We start from the raw sequence: 12,546 nt of genomic DNA on the forward strand, positions 1-12,546 counted from the left end.
CGAGGAAACAGGAACGAGTGAGCCGCGCTCGTTACCCTTGCTCGCCACTCGTTACCCGCCGATAGCGACTAGCTCCCCGCGAACAGCGCCTTGTACGCCGGCGCCACGAACGGCAGCAGCACGCTGGCCGGCACTTCCACGGTCTGGGTGCCGTCGGAGTACGGACCGACCTCGTAGGGCGCGAACACGAAGCGCAGCGCGGTGAGCTTGCCGTCGACCGCGACCACCGGTTCGAACAAGGCGAAGTTGGCCGGGTCGGCGTCGGTGCCGTCGTCGATCATGCGGCCGGCGCTTTCGACCACCTCGGCGCGCTCGGCCGGGGCCAGGTCGTCGGCGTCGACGCGCTGCGACAGCGCCGAATGCAGTTGCTCGCGCACGTAGCGCGAAATCGCGTCCCAGCCCTTCTTGTCGGGCACCAGGTCGGTGGCCTTGAGCATCTGGTTCTGCTGCGGCAGCCACACGAAGCGGGCGATCAGCGGCGAGCCATGGGCGCCGCCGGTGTAGCTGCTGCCCTCGGCGGCCACCGCCACCAGGGTCGGCGAATCCAGCACCTCGGTGAAATTCAACGACAGGTCGTAGGGCGCGCTGCCCTCGCCTTTCTTGCGCGCCTGCGCGGCTTCGATCAGGTCGGTGCGGGCGGCGTCGGCGTAGCGCTTGAGCTCGGCCGCCAGGCCTGGGTACTTCGCCGCCGGGGTCTGGTAGCTGATGCCGATGATGTAGTCGGGCGTGGTCTCGACCACGTCCTTGAGCTCGACCACGGGGACGGCCGCGGGCGTGCCGGCCGCGGGCGTCGTGCCCGGGGCGGCGGCCGTGGTCGGGGCGGCGGCCTCGCGCTTGCACGCGGCCATGGCCAGACAAAGCACAGTGACGGCGATGGCGCGCCGGGCGATAACGGACTTCATTGGGGGCAATCCTTTGGTGTTCCCGCGGACATTATCGTCGAAACCGTGATGCCCGCATGCACACGCGCGCCGAATTCGCGCTAGGCGCGGCGGCCGATCACCACTGGCTGCGGTGCGGCAGCAAACCCTGCAGTTCGGCGTCGGTCAGATTGCGCCATTGGCCGGGCTTGAGGTATGCCAATTTGACGTTACCGATGCGCACCCGCATTAGCTGCTTGACCCGGAAACCGAAGTGCTCGGCCATCAGCCGGATCTGTCGGTTCAGGCCCTGCACCAGCACGATCCGGAATCCGAAGCGGTTGAGCTTGCCGGTCTTGCACGGCAGCGTGGTCTGGCCGTGGATCGGCACGCCGCGGCTCATGCCGCGCAGGAACTCGGGGGTGACCTCGTGGTTCACCGCCACCAGGTATTCCTTTTCCAGCTTGTTCTCGGCGCGCAGGATCTCGTTGACGATGTCGCCGTTGCTGGTCAGCAGGATCAGGCCCTCGGACTCCTTGTCCAGGCGCCCGATCGGGAAGATCCGGCGCTCGTGGCCGACGAAGTCGACGATGTTGCCCTTGACCGTGGACTCGGTGGTGCAGGTCACCCCGGTCGGCTTGTTGAGGGCGATGTAGACATGCTGGCGCTGGCCCTTGATCGCCGCGCGGGTGCGCAGCTTCTGGCCGTCGACCAGGACCTCGTCGTCCTCGCCGACCTCGGCGCCGATCCGGGCGCGCACGCCGTTCACGGCCACCCGGCCCTCGGCGATGAGGCGGTCGGCCTCGCGGCGCGAGCAGTGGCCGGTGTCGCTGATGTGTTTGTTCAGGCGCATGCGGAATCGGACGCGGGGCGCGCCAGTCTGGGACGGGCGCGCATGCTGTCACACCTTGGGCCGCGGTGCAGCGTCGGGCTCAGCCCAGCAGGTCGGAAAATTCAGGATGGCGCTCGATCCAGGCCGCCGCGTAGGAGCAGGCCGGCCGAACCTTGAGGCCGGCGGCACGGGCATGTTCGAACGCCGCCCGGACCAGGCCGCCGGCGATGCCGCGCCCGCCGATCACCTCCGGCACCCAGGTGTGGGTAATCACCAGATGGTGGCCGTCCAGGCGGGTGTCCAGGTAGGCGAGCTCGCCGTCGACCGTGGTCGAGAAGCGGCCGCTGGGAGCGTCGTGGTGGATATCGGGCATAGCGGTTCCTGGTGGGGGGCGCCGGGCCCCGCGCATGGCGGGCCCCGGCGCGGTGCTCGGGTCAGCGATTATCGCGCTTGCCCTGGTTGCGTCGATCCTGGGTGCCGATGCTGCCCTGGATCGCCTGCATGCGGCTCTCGGCGGCGTGCAGCTCCTCGGCCTTGGCGACGGCGCCCGGCGACTCCGTGCCCTGCTTCGGGGCCTGCCCGTGTTGCGGGTCCAACTGCTGCCAGGGCGGCGGCTGACGATCGTGTTCCTGCTTGGCCTCCAGCAACTGGCGGGTGTTGGCCAGGGCCTGCTCGGGCGTGATCGGACGGCTGCGCTCGGCCTCGGCCGCAGCGTCCTCGGCCGGCGGCACGGTGGCGCGCGGCGCGGCCGCCGGCACCGGCGCGGAGGCCGCCATTGGCTGCTCCACCGGCGCGCGCGCGGCCGGCTTGGCTGCGCCCAGCGCCGGCACGGCGACGGCCGAGGTCGCGGCGGGTGCGGTGACCGCTGGCTCGGCGCGCGGCTTGGGGACGGCCTTGGCTGCCGGCGCGGCGCGCGTGGGCTTGGATTGGACCGGCGCAGCCACCGGGCTGCGCTGTGGCGTGGGCCGGACGACGGCGGGCCGTTGCACGGCCACCGGCGGCTTGGCGACGGCAGGCTTGGCGGACGCGGACTTGGCGGCGGCTTTCTTGGCCGCGACCGGCTTGACGACTTTCTTGGCCGGCGCCGGCTTGGCCGCGGGCCGTGCCGTGGCGGCCTTGCCCGCGCTGCGCTTGACCTTCTTCGCCGCCTGCTTGGCCGCGACCTTCTTGGCCGCCGGCTTCGCGGTCTTCTTCGCGGCCTTCTTCACCGCCTTCTTCGCGGTCTGCTTGACCGCTTTCTTGACGACCTGCTGGGTCGTCTTCTTGGCCGCCTTCTTCGCGGTCTTGCGGGCCGGCGCCTTGCGCGCGGCGGTCTTGCGTACCGTTTTCTTGGCCGCCGCCTTGCGGGCGGGCGCCTTCTTGACGGTCTTGGCGGCTTTCTTGGTCGCCATGCCTTGCCTCCTGTGGCGTCTCCGAGGGGGCGGCGGCGCGGTGCCACCGCTGTATCGGTGGTAGCACGGCGGGCATTCAAGCCGGGTGAGCGGCGCCCCGCCCGGCCGCCCCAGCGCGTCAGCCCCGGCCGGCCCTGAACGGCCAGCGTTGACACCGTGCGTCACATTTTCGGGGTGATAGCCGCCACAAACGCTGGCATGGTTTCTGCGTTCTTTCCGTTACCAGAAAGGGAAAGTGAGAGGAGAAGGCGCATGTCCATGAACCTACCCATGAATACCGTCAGCGATGACGCTTTGGTCACCCGCATGTACGAGCTGGTCCGCACCGGCGAAGGCGATGCCCAGGAGCTGATGCAGCTCGACGCCGCCATTTACGGCCGCCTGGCCGAAGCCTACGGCGAGAGCATTCCGGAACTGGAAGCCCTGCCCCGCATCGAAAGCCGCTGGGCCGCCTGACACCCTCTCAGGGGAAGGGCGCGATCGTCGGAGTTGGGGCTCGTTAGCGGCTGCTGGAGCACGGACCGATTCCAGGTTTCATCGGCAGCATGAACGGCACGCCGTAGATCGCGCCCGATAGATGGCCGCGCTGCACGCAGCGAGCGATCGCGCTGCGCGCGGCGCACATCGAGCGCGCGTACGACCATTACCTATCCGTCGGCGATCACCCGTTGTTGGTGGCCCGCAAGGACGGCAACGCCTACTACCACCCGTTCCTGCCCCTTAGCGGCTTCTGAAGGCGGCATTCCGCCCGGACGCGGTCAACGGAATGGGGGGTTGCTCAGCTGCTGCAGGAAGTACGGGGCCACCCGCGGATCCATCAGCAGCATGAACAGCACGCCGTAGATCGCGCCCGACAGATGGGCGCTGTGGTTGATGCCGTCGCCGCCGCGCTTGTCCATCCAGAACGAATACGCCACGTAGCCGACCGCGTAGACGATCGCCGGTATCGGGATCGGAATGTAGATGAAGGTCCAGGGCTGCAGCAGGATCGAGGCGAACAGCACCGCCGACACGCCGCCCGAGGCGCCCAGGCTGCTGTAGTTGGCGTCGCGCCGATGGCGCAGATAGCTGGGCAGGATCGCCACCACGATCGCCGACAGATAGAAGAACACGAATACGGCCGGGCCAGCCAGCACGTTCATCGCGACCTCAATATTGCGGCCGAAGAAGTACAGCGTGAGCATGTTGAACAGCAGGTGCGGCCAATCGGCGTGGATGAAGCCGTGGGTGAGCAAGCGATCGTACTGGTGACGGCGCTCGATCGCGGGCGGCCACAGGATCAGCCGCTGCTGCAGTTTGGGGTTCTCGAACGCCAGCCACGACACCAGCATGGTCGCGGCGATCAGGACGAAGGTCAGCATCGGGTCGGGTCTCGCGGTGTTGCGTCAGGCGGCTCGGTAATGGTCCTGCATCGGATAGCGCCGCGCGTACAGCCCGAACGCGGCCGCCGCAACGAAGGCGAATCCGGCGAAGAAGAACATCAGGAAGGCATTCTCGCTAAGCCCCGTGCCGGCGATGTGAGCGGTCACCGTGGCGTTGCGCACGGCCGCGTTGGTCAGCATCACCCACAGGTTGCCGAAGGTGCTGGTCAGGTACCACAGCGCCATGATCACGCCCTTCATCGACTGCGGCGCCTGGCTGTAGGCGAACTCCAGCGCGGTCGCCGACACCAGCACCTCGCCCAGGGTCAGCAGGATGTAGGGCAGGATCTGCCAGGACAGCGACATCGGATGGCCGGCGTCCAGGTACAGCTGCAGCACCGCCGCCACGATCCAGGACAGGCCGGAAATCGCGATGCCGAAGCCCATGCGCCGCAGCGGGGTCGGGTTGAGGCCGATCCGGCGCAACGCCGGGTACAGCACCAGGTTGTTGAACGGGATCAGCAGCATCACCAGCAGCGGATTGATCGCCTGCATCTGCGAGGCCGCGGCGCGCGCGCCGCCTTCGCCGGAGATCAGCCAGGTCGGCCACCACCACAGGTCGGTCGGCACCACCATCTTCTGGCCCTGCAGCACCCAGGTCGAGGCCTTCTGGTCGAACAGCGACCAGAACGGCGTGACCAGGGCGAACACGATCACGATGCGCAGCACCGCGCGCACCCCATCCACCGCCACCGCCGAATGCTTGCCGCGCGCGCGGTCCAACTGCAGCGAGATGCCGTAGCCGCCGAAGCCGATCAGCAGGCCCAGCGCCAGGCACACGCTTTTGACGAAACCCATCGCCGGCACGAAGCTCAGCGAAGCCGCGGCCAGCGCCAGCGCTACGCCCAGGCCGGCGACGATCACGCCGGGGTTGCCCTGCCCCGGCGCCGACGTGGTCAGCGCGGTGCGAGCGACGTTGAAGAACGAATCCGGATCCGGGGTGTCGCGCGTCGGCGGCACCCGCACGTAGCGGTGGCGGCCCAGCCAGAAGATCAGCGTGGCCAGGAACATCAGCGCGCCGGGGATGCCGAAGGCGACGCTGGGGCCGTACTCGCGCAGGAAGATCGGCATCAGCAAGGACGCGAACAGCGAGCCGAAGTTGATCGTCCAGTAGAACGCGTCGAACACCAGCTTGGCCTTGGCCTTGTTGCTCTGGTCGAACTGGTCGCCGACGAAGGACACCACCAGGGGTTTTATGCCGCCGGCGCCGAAGGCGATCAGGAACAGGCCGGTGTAGAACCCGGTCTGGCTGTGCTCGAACAAGGCCAGGCAGGCGTGGCCGGCGCAGTAGATCAGCGAGAACCAGATGACGGTGTTGTACTTGCCGAAATAGCGGTCGGCCAGCCAGCCGCCCAGCAGCGGGAAGAAGTAGGTGCCGATCATGAAGCTGTGGAACACCTCCTTGGCCAGGTGCTCGCGCTCGGCCAGGTCGGAGGTGGACGCCAGCAGCAGGGTCCCGACCAGGAACGAGGTCAGGATGTTGCGCATGCCGTAGAAACTGAAGCGCTCGGCCGCCTCGTTGCCGATGATGTAGGCGATCTGGCGGGGCATGCGCCCCTGCGAATCGGCGCTGGCGGTGGCGGCTTGGCTCATCTACGGGCGGTCCTGCGGTTGCGGTCCGCTAAGCCTAACCGATCGTCGCCGCCGCTCCGCCTGGGGCGGCCCGGCCGCTCGGCCGGGCAAGGCCAGCGCCGCCTGCGGCCAGATACGGCACAGCCGGGCGCCGCCGGGGCCTAGGCGTTCAGGCCCATTCGCTCAGGCCTTCGCGCTGGTACAGGGTGCGGAACGAGGGGCGTGCCTTCATGCGTCGGGCCAGCTCGCCCAAGTGCGGCCAGTCGTGGCCGGGGCGCGGCATGTTGCGGGTCCAACGCATCAGCATGGTCAGGTAGAAATCGGCGATGCCGGGACCCTCGCCCAGCAGATAGGGCCCGTGCGCGGCCAGGTGCGCGTCGATGTGCTGCCAGGCCGCCTCGACGCGCTCGCGCACGCTCGCGCGCACCGCGTCGGGGTCGGCGCCTACGACGTCGCCCGGGTACCACCACAGCCGCAGCGGCGATTGCACCGCGTTGGCCAGATACAGCATCCACTGGTAGTAGGCGCCGCGACGCGGGTCATGCGGCGCGGGCGCGAAGCCGGACTCGGGGTGGCGATCGCCGAGCAGCAACAACAGGCCGCAGGTCTCATGCAGCGGCTGGCCGTCGACCAGCAGGGTCGGAATGCGGCCGGCCGGATTCAGGGCCAGATAGTCCGCGCGCTTGTGCGCGCCGCTGTCGATGTCGGTCAGGCGCAATTCGTGCGGCTGATCCAGCTCGATCAGCAGCCAATGCACGACCAGGCTGGCGGCGCCGGGAGAGTAGTAGAGCGCGTACATGCGGACATCCCTGGAGACGGCCGAGCAGTCTAAGCCAGGCCTCGGTCCGTACGCAGCCGCGTGGAGCGCGCGCCTTGCGTTTCGAATGTGCTGACACCGCTTGTCAGCAGTGTGCCAACCATGCACAGCCGCGGCGCGGAGGCTCCGCTACCATGCGGGCAGACCTGGGAGAGAGACCCGCATGACCCGTACCTTCTTGCTCGCCGCGCTGCTCGCCAGCGCCCTGCCCGTCGCCGCCGCCGACACCGCGCTGAGCACCGTCGCCGAACGCAGCGGTTTCACCAAGACCGGCCGCTACGACGAAGTGATCTCGCTGTGCGAGGCCTACGCGCAGCGCTATCCCGACGCGGTGCGCTGCGGCGATTTCGGCACCTCGCCCGAGGGCCGGCCGATGAAGGTCCTGATCGTCTCCCCGGCCGGCGCCTTCACCCCGCAGGCGGCCAGGGCCAAGAACCTGCCGGTGATGCTGATCCAGGGCGGCATCCACTCCGGCGAGATCGACGGCAAGGACGCCGGCTTCCTGGCCCTGCGCGAAGCCCTGGACGGCGCCGCCGCGCCGGGCGCGCTGGCCAGGCAGGTGCTGCTGTTCGTGCCGGTGTTCAACGTCGACGGCCACGAGCGCTTTGCGCGCTGGAACCGCCCCAACCAGCGCGGCCCCGAGGAAATGGGCTGGCGCACCACCGCCCAGAACTACAACCTCAACCGCGACTACCTCAAGGCCGACAGCATCGAGATGCAGTCCATGCTCAAGCTGGTCGACGCCTGGGACCCGCTGGTCTACGTCGATCTGCACGTGACCGACGGTGCCAAGTTCGAACACGACGTGTCGATCCAGGTCGAGCCGGTGAAGTCCGGCGACGCCGCGCTGCGCAAGGCCGGCACCGCGCTGCGCGACGGCGTGATCCAGCGCCTGGCCGCGCAGGGCTCGCTGCCGCTGCCCTACTACCCCTCGTTCGTGCAGAACGACGATCCCAGTTCCGGCTTCGAAGACGGCGTCGCCCCGCCGCGCTTCTCGCACGGCTATTTCCAGCTGCGCAACCGCCTGGCGATGCTGGTCGAAACCCATTCCTGGAAGGACTACCCGACCCGCGTGCGCATCACCCGCAACACCGTGGTCGCGCTGATGGAACTGGTCGGCGCGCAGGGCGCGGCCTGGCAGCGCGAAACCGCCGCCGCCGATCAGCGCGCGAGCAAGCTCGGCGGTCAGCCGGTGGCGCTGGACTACAAGGCCGGCCCCAAGACCCGCACCGTCGCCTTCCGCGGTTACGCCTACACGCGCACGCCCTCGGAGATTTCCGGCGCGTTGATGACGCGCTACGACGAGACCACGCCGCAGGTCTGGAACATCCCGATGAAGGACGACGTCCAGCCCAGCCTCACCGTCAAGGCGCCGCACGGCGGCTACCTGGTGCCGGCCGCGCACGCCGGCTGGGTCGCGGCCAAGCTCGACCAGCACGGCATCGCTTACCGTCGCCTCGACGGCGCCCTGCCCAAGGCGCGGGTCGAAACCTTCCGCGCCGACAAGGCCGAGTTCGGCGCGCAGTCGGTGGAAGGCCACCAGCGCCTCACCGCCAGCGGCGAGTGGAAGCCGGAACTGCGCAACGTCGGCGCCGGCGCGCTGTTCGTGCCGATCGCCCAGCCCAAGGCGCGCCTGGCGATGGCTCTGCTGGAGCCGCAGGCGCCGGACGCGCTGGCGGCCTGGGGCGAGTTCAACAACGCCTTCGAGCGCAAGGAGTACATGGAGGACTACGTGGCCGAGGAAGTCGCGCGCGAGATGCTCGCCGCCGATCCCAAGCTCAAGGCCGCGTTCGAGCAGAAGCTGAAGTCCGATCCGGCCTTCGCCAAGGACCCGCAGGCGCGCCTGGAGTTCTTCTATCGTCGCCACTCGTCCTGGGACGACAGCTACCGCCTGTATCCGGTGCTGCGCATCGCGACGGTGCCGCGCTGAGCATGGCGGCGAGCGGCTGGCCGACGCTGCGGCACCTGAGCGCGCGGCTGTTGCGCGGCGTCGCCGTGCTGGCGGCACTCGCGGCCGCGCCCTCGCAGGCCGCCGAACCGCAGGCGCGTTCGGCGCCGGCCGACGGCGGGCTCTCGGTGGTCACCCTCAACCTCTGGCACGACAAGAGCGACTGGCCGGCGCGCCAGCGCCAGATCGTGACCGAACTGCGCCGCCTGCAGCCCGACGTGATCGCGCTGCAGGAGGTGCTGCAACACCCGGCTCTGCCCAACCAGGCCCAGAGCCTGGCCGCTGCGCTGGGCTATCGCGCCTACTTCGTCTCGGTCGATGCCGCCGACGCGCCGCGCCGCTACGGCAACGCGATCCTGAGCCGACGCCCGGTGCTGGCCTTCGATTGGAAGCCCTTGCAGCCGGCCGACGACTACCGCACCGTCGCCCACGCCCGCATCGAAGTGGACGGACGCGTCGTCAACGTCTACGCCACCCACCTGCACTACAAGCCCGAAGGCGGCGCGATCCGTCAGCGCCAGATCGACGACCTGCTGGCCTATATCGACGCCACGGCCGGCGGCGCGCCCAGCCTGGTCGCCGGCGATTTCAACGCAGCCGAGCATGCGCCCGAGTTCGCCGAGTTCGGCCGCCGTTTCCGCAACGCCTACGGCGCCCTGCATCCGGGCATCGCCGACGACGCGCGCGAGCACAGCACGCTCAACCTCAATCAGTACGCGCCCCTGCGCATCGATCACATCTGGTACCAGCCCGATGCGTTCGCGCCCAACCAGGCCGAGATTCTGTTCAACCGGCCCGACGCGGACGGCGTATGGGCCTCGGACCACTACGGCCTGCATGCCGTGCTGCGCATGACGCCGCCGACGGCTCCGTGACGGATACGCGTCGACGCGCGAACCGCTCGGGCGCGGCTCAGCGCTGCATGTACTTCCAGTTGCGGTGCTTGCCTTCGGCCAGCCATTCCACGGCCTGCTGCACGCGCTTGAGCCGGGTCGCCTCGCGCTTGGCTTCGACGATCCACTCCACGTACTCGCGTCTGTGGCTGGGTGGGAAAGCCTCGAAGGTCTTGCGCGCCTGGGCGTTCTTCTTCAGCGCCACCGCCAGGTCCTCGGGCACCGCCAGCGGCGGCTTGGGCTGCGCGCTCTTGGTCGTGGGCCGTTTCACGCCGGCGTCGAGCAGAGCCATCGCCTGCTTCACGTAGCCGCCTAGCTCGCGCTTGCCGGGCAGATCGGCGAGCCGGGTCAGGCGCCCGAACTGGCCCATGGCCTCCTCGCCCTTGCGGCCGTCCGGCCCGACGATGTTGGCGCCCTGCCAGAAACCGAAGCTGGCGTGCTGCTTGAACGCGGCCATGCCGCACAGGATCTGGCCGTGGTAGACGAAGCTGGGCATGCCCCACTTCAGGGTCTCCTCGACTTCCGGGCAGGCCTGGTGCACCACGGCGCGCACGTGTTCGAGGAGGGGCCGCGCGAACTCGGCGGCCTGGGCGATGTAAGCGTCGATGCGCGGGTCGTGCTGGGGCATGACGGGCTCCTGGCGCCGGCGCGGCTCACTGGCGCTTGAACACCAGGCTGAGCATGGCACCGGGATCGTCGACGATCAAACGCCCGTCGCGCAGGCAGTAACGGTGGCTGGGCGCGCTGCCCTGCACCTGCAGACGGTGGCAGTCGCCGTCGCGCTCGAGCTCGCGGTAGTTGCGCGCGACCGCGTCGGGCACCCCGACCACGCGCATCACCAGGGCGTCGTCGGTGATTTCGAGCAGGCCGCGGCCGTAGAGCTCGCGCAGGAAGGCGATCTCGCGCTCGCTGCGGCCGTGGCGGCGCGCTTCGGCGACGGTGGCGTCGATGTCCACCGCCCAGTGGCCTTGCATGGATGGATTCGCGCCGCAGGCCGACAGCATCGCGGCCGCCAGCACGGCGGTTGCCAGGATCTTCATGCCTGCGCCAGCGTCCATTCGCCCAGGTGCTCGTAGTGGGACCGCCCCTGCACGGCCAGCAAGCTGTGCACCAGCACGAAACGGTCCACCCGCCACACGATCGGTTCGATCGGCGTCGGCGCCAGCGCGCGCTCGGCGTCGCGCAGGATGGTCACGTGCGGCGCATGCGCGCGATGGCCGGATTCGATGCGCACGCCGGCCTTGGCCAGGGCCACGCCCAGGCGTTCCCACAATTCGGTCAGGCCCGGCGCGGGGTGTTCGCAACCCAGCCACCACGGGATGGCGGCGTTGCGGAAACTGCCGGCGCGATCCAGCGTGAGATCGAACGCGGGCAGATGCAGGGTCTGCGCGGCCGCGGCGGCGCGCTCGGCGATGGCCTGCGGCAGCGCGTCGAAATCGCCGAGGAACTGCAGGGTCAGGTGATAACGGTGGGCGCCGATCAGGCGCCCACCGCCCTGGTAGCGCTGACGCAAGGCCGGCGCGAGGCCGGCGATGCGCTCGCGCGTGGCCGTGTCCGGCATCAGCGCGAAGAACAAACGATGGATATCGGAACGCGCCGCAGGCGCCGGGCCGAACAAGGAGTCTTGTTGCATGCCGTCAGTTTAGCGCCCGCGCGCGGCGATCTCAGCTCTTCGGCGCCGCCGGCGATTCCGCCTCGCGCTTGCGGCTGTCCTCGATCAGCACCTCGCGCGCGGCGCGGCGCACCGCCTCCGGATCGGCCTGGCGCAGATCGGTGCCGGCAGGCAGTCCCAACCTGGCCGACACATCGGCGATCACGCGCTTGTTCGCATAGGGATGCGGGTGATCGGGCTCGTCGTCCTGGGCGCGGTAGAAGCGGTCGAGCAGCTTGATGCGGGTGACGTCGGCCTTGGCCAGTTCGACCAGCTTGGCGCGGTACTCCAGCATCCACGGCGGCATGTCCGGCCAGCGCTTCAGGTCGGCGTAGTGCTGGGATTCGTGGCCGAGGAAGCTGACCTGGAAATCCTCGCCCTTGAGGTCGCCGTAAGCCGCGCGCACGGCGTACAGGCCTTCGGGCTTGGCCCAGCCGGCCGCGCCGGTGTAGCTGCAGGCGGTGTAGTGGCTCCAGCCGCGGCTGAGCCAGCCGTCCATCACGAACACCTTGACCGGCTGGCGTTCGCCGCCGGGCAGTTCGACCACGTGCTCCTGCACTTCTTGCTCGCCCCACAGGAACAGGTCGTACAGCGGCGGCGTGCGCCCCTGCAAGGGATGCAGGCCAGCCGCGCGCAACTTGGCGTTGATGCGCTCGTTCATGGCATCGAAGGCTTCGTCGCCGTCGGCCGGCGGCTTCTCGCCGATGGTGGCGGCCAGATCGGCCTTGAGCTGGGCGTCCAGGGCCGGGCGCTGGGCCGGGTCGCGCACCGCGTGCCACCAATAGCGCTGATAGATCTCGAGCACGCGCCGGGCGTAGGGGTCGCTGACGTCGGCCGCCGTCGGCGGCGGCGGCGGCGCGCTACGCCCATGACGATCGAGCATGCAGCTGCGGAAGGCCACGTCCTTGGCGTTGAACTGTTCGACCGGCGCCGCCTGCAGGGCGGTCAACGCGGTCGGCACGTCGGCGCGCAGGGACGCGCCCAGCGCATCGCTGACCGCCTTGGCGGCGAGCGGGCCGCTGGTTTCCGGCAACGGCGCCGGCGGCGCGGCGGCGCCGCCCAAGACCCAGGCCAGCAGCAGCGGCGTGGCGATCGCGGCGGACAACAGGGAAGGTTTCATCGCGAGAACTCCATAAGCGCTGGGGGTGCGCGTTGGAGCCA

At 69.6% G+C, this 12,546-nt stretch carries 14 protein-coding genes; 3 read left to right on the forward strand and 11 right to left on the reverse strand.

Annotated features, from left to right (window positions below; translation table 11 throughout):
• Positions 1-68 precede the first annotated feature (68 nt).
• The 4 genes from BMZ45_RS07355 to BMZ45_RS21105 all read right to left on the reverse strand — a co-directional run bounded on the left by BMZ45_RS07355 (position 69) and on the right by BMZ45_RS21105 (position 3,083).
• Positions 69-902: a DUF3298 and DUF4163 domain-containing protein gene (locus BMZ45_RS07355; RefSeq protein WP_175488977.1), complete on the reverse strand. Its 834-nt coding sequence runs from the start codon at positions 900-902 to the stop codon at positions 69-71.
• Positions 903-999: 97 nt separating this feature from the next.
• On the reverse strand, positions 1,000-1,713 hold the full coding sequence (locus tag BMZ45_RS07360) for a pseudouridine synthase (protein WP_091634501.1): 714 nt from the start codon (positions 1,711-1,713) through the stop codon (positions 1,000-1,002).
• A 79-nt stretch (positions 1,714-1,792) separates the two neighbouring features.
• On the reverse strand, positions 1,793-2,065 hold the full coding sequence (locus BMZ45_RS07365) for a GNAT family N-acetyltransferase (protein ID WP_057159140.1): 273 nt from the start codon (positions 2,063-2,065) through the stop codon (positions 1,793-1,795).
• A gap of 61 nt (positions 2,066-2,126) precedes the next feature.
• Positions 2,127-3,083, reverse strand: coding sequence for a transcriptional regulator (locus tag BMZ45_RS21105; protein ID WP_175488978.1), 957 nt, complete (start codon positions 3,081-3,083; stop codon positions 2,127-2,129).
• 258 nt (positions 3,084-3,341) lie between these two features.
• Here BMZ45_RS21105 and BMZ45_RS07380 point away from each other — a divergent pair, with 258 nt between their 5' ends.
• Positions 3,342-3,539 (forward strand): hypothetical protein, encoded by a 198-nt coding sequence (locus BMZ45_RS07380; protein WP_139215427.1) that lies wholly within the window; start codon positions 3,342-3,344, stop codon positions 3,537-3,539.
• A gap of 302 nt (positions 3,540-3,841) precedes the next feature.
• Here BMZ45_RS07380 and BMZ45_RS07385 read toward each other — a convergent pair whose 3' ends face one another.
• From BMZ45_RS07385 to BMZ45_RS07395, 3 genes are all read right to left on the reverse strand, one after another.
• Positions 3,842-4,444 carry a rhomboid family intramembrane serine protease gene (locus BMZ45_RS07385; protein WP_091634512.1) on the reverse strand — a complete coding sequence of 201 codons (603 nt, stop codon included), beginning with the start codon at positions 4,442-4,444 and terminating at the stop codon, positions 3,842-3,844.
• A 24-nt stretch (positions 4,445-4,468) separates the two neighbouring features.
• The gene (locus tag BMZ45_RS07390; RefSeq protein ID WP_091634515.1) at positions 4,469-6,097 is read right to left on the reverse strand and encodes a POT-type proton-dependent oligopeptide transporter; all 1,629 of its coding nucleotides are present in this window, start codon (positions 6,095-6,097) and stop codon (positions 4,469-4,471) included.
• A gap of 148 nt (positions 6,098-6,245) precedes the next feature.
• Complete coding sequence (locus tag BMZ45_RS07395) at positions 6,246-6,875, reverse strand: glutathione S-transferase family protein (RefSeq protein ID WP_091634518.1); 630 nt, start codon at positions 6,873-6,875, stop codon at positions 6,246-6,248.
• Between the two features lie 181 nt (positions 6,876-7,056).
• On the opposite strand from BMZ45_RS07395, the gene BMZ45_RS07400 reads away from it, so the two are divergent.
• Both BMZ45_RS07400 and BMZ45_RS07405 read left to right on the forward strand, forming a co-directional pair.
• A complete protein-coding gene (locus BMZ45_RS07400; protein WP_091634520.1) occupies positions 7,057-8,823 on the forward strand; it encodes a M14 family metallopeptidase in 1,767 nt (588 codons plus the stop codon).
• Positions 8,824-8,825: 2 nt separating this feature from the next.
• The gene (locus tag BMZ45_RS07405) at positions 8,826-9,716 is read left to right on the forward strand and encodes an endonuclease/exonuclease/phosphatase family protein (protein ID WP_091634523.1); all 891 of its coding nucleotides are present in this window, start codon (positions 8,826-8,828) and stop codon (positions 9,714-9,716) included.
• Positions 9,717-9,753: 37 nt separating this feature from the next.
• Here the strand turns inward: BMZ45_RS07405 and BMZ45_RS07410 are convergent, their stop codons facing one another.
• Genes BMZ45_RS07410 through BMZ45_RS21565 form a run of 4 tightly spaced genes read right to left on the reverse strand, consistent with a single transcriptional unit; the run spans position 9,754 to position 12,505 of the window.
• Positions 9,754-10,362 (reverse strand): YdeI/OmpD-associated family protein, encoded by a 609-nt coding sequence (locus BMZ45_RS07410; protein WP_091634525.1) that lies wholly within the window; start codon positions 10,360-10,362, stop codon positions 9,754-9,756.
• A gap of 25 nt (positions 10,363-10,387) precedes the next feature.
• Positions 10,388-10,774 carry a hypothetical protein gene (locus tag BMZ45_RS07415; protein ID WP_091634528.1) on the reverse strand — a complete coding sequence of 129 codons (387 nt, stop codon included), beginning with the start codon at positions 10,772-10,774 and terminating at the stop codon, positions 10,388-10,390.
• On the reverse strand, positions 10,771-11,367 hold the full coding sequence (thpR, locus tag BMZ45_RS07420; RefSeq protein ID WP_091634530.1) for an RNA 2',3'-cyclic phosphodiesterase: 597 nt from the start codon (positions 11,365-11,367) through the stop codon (positions 10,771-10,773). Before thpR ends, BMZ45_RS07415 begins: the two co-directional genes overlap by 4 nt.
• Positions 11,368-11,398: 31 nt before the next feature.
• The gene (locus tag BMZ45_RS21565) at positions 11,399-12,505 is read right to left on the reverse strand and encodes a hypothetical protein (RefSeq protein ID WP_091634532.1); all 1,107 of its coding nucleotides are present in this window, start codon (positions 12,503-12,505) and stop codon (positions 11,399-11,401) included.
• Positions 12,506-12,546 lie beyond the last annotated feature (41 nt).

Source organism: Lysobacter sp. cf310 (assembly GCF_900114355.1).
In the GTDB taxonomy this organism is placed as follows: domain Bacteria; phylum Pseudomonadota; class Gammaproteobacteria; order Xanthomonadales; family Xanthomonadaceae; genus Lysobacter.